A 958-nucleotide genomic window follows, 5' to 3' on the forward strand; every position below is an offset into this window, starting at 1 on the left:
GGGGTACGCCGCCGGGTCGCACGTCGATCGCGATTTGGGCCAACCGCTCGGCGGCGTTTCGGAAACTGTTTTCGAAACCATGGACGTACAAGAGCGGAGGGTTATCCTTAGCGACATACGCGACTCGGATTTCCTCCATCAAGTTGTCGATCGTATTGGTAATGGTGTGACTTTGTATCGAGAACTCGTAGGACGCGTTCTGATCTGTCGAGCTGGTCGAATAATTCGTGTCTCCACGCTTTCGGTGGGTGGGATAACTCACGTCTAGCCAGCCATATGTAACCGGGACGGCGATCTTATTCAGAAAGACGTCCTCGTATCCCAATATCCTGTTCTCGGCTTGCGCCCGAGCTTCTGCGTCGAAATCGACGCTGCGGTTCGTTACGAACAGGATGCGGGTGGAAAGTCGACGAGCGCTCTGCACCGTTCTCGGAGTTACTGCCGAGAAAGCACCATCCAAACTCTGGTTCGCGCCTTGGGCCGACGAGCCGTCCGCGGCGATGCACGCCCAGGCAAGGGCGAGCAGAAGCGGTCGACAAGAACCCGACAGCCACCGAAGCATCGCGCGTCCCCTGACCATTCTTGGATGATGACGTCGCCGGCGCTCATCATAGGCCGATTCAGGCGGCCCGCTCGTGGGCAAAAAGGGTTATCGTCCCTCCCCTGTCGGATTGCCTCTCTCCCGTTCGTCCTTAGCTCTCATCCGTCGAGCAGCGGACGCTCCCATGCAGAACATCTCGCCGTTCCATGTGTCTGTCGGATCGTCGCCCTGTCGTACGTCCTATGGCGGAAACAACCGATCAAGGAGATTTCTCATGAATGCAGACGCCAAAACCGCCCCGATCGCTGATCGCGAACTTTCCCTGACCCGCTTGATCGACGCGCCCCGGGCCAAAATCTTCCGAGCTTGGACGGAACCCGCGTTGCTCACGCAATGGTTCGCGCCCCTCCCCTGGAC

The 958-nt window shown here is 58.7% G+C and carries 1 protein-coding gene and 1 pseudogene; one reads left to right on the plus strand and one right to left on the minus strand.

Going from position 1 to position 958, the window contains the following annotated elements:
- On the minus strand, positions 1 to 562 hold a 562-nt coding region (locus AC1DT3_RS22650; protein WP_477467416.1), incomplete at its 3' end, for a hypothetical protein.
- A 253-nt stretch (positions 563 to 815) separates the two neighbouring features.
- Between AC1DT3_RS22650 and AC1DT3_RS22655 the strand changes: the two are divergent.
- A pseudogene (locus AC1DT3_RS22655) lies at positions 816 to 958 on the plus strand (polyketide cyclase); the annotation flags it as partial.

It is taken from the genome of Microvirga sp. P4_G7, assembly GCF_056401005.1.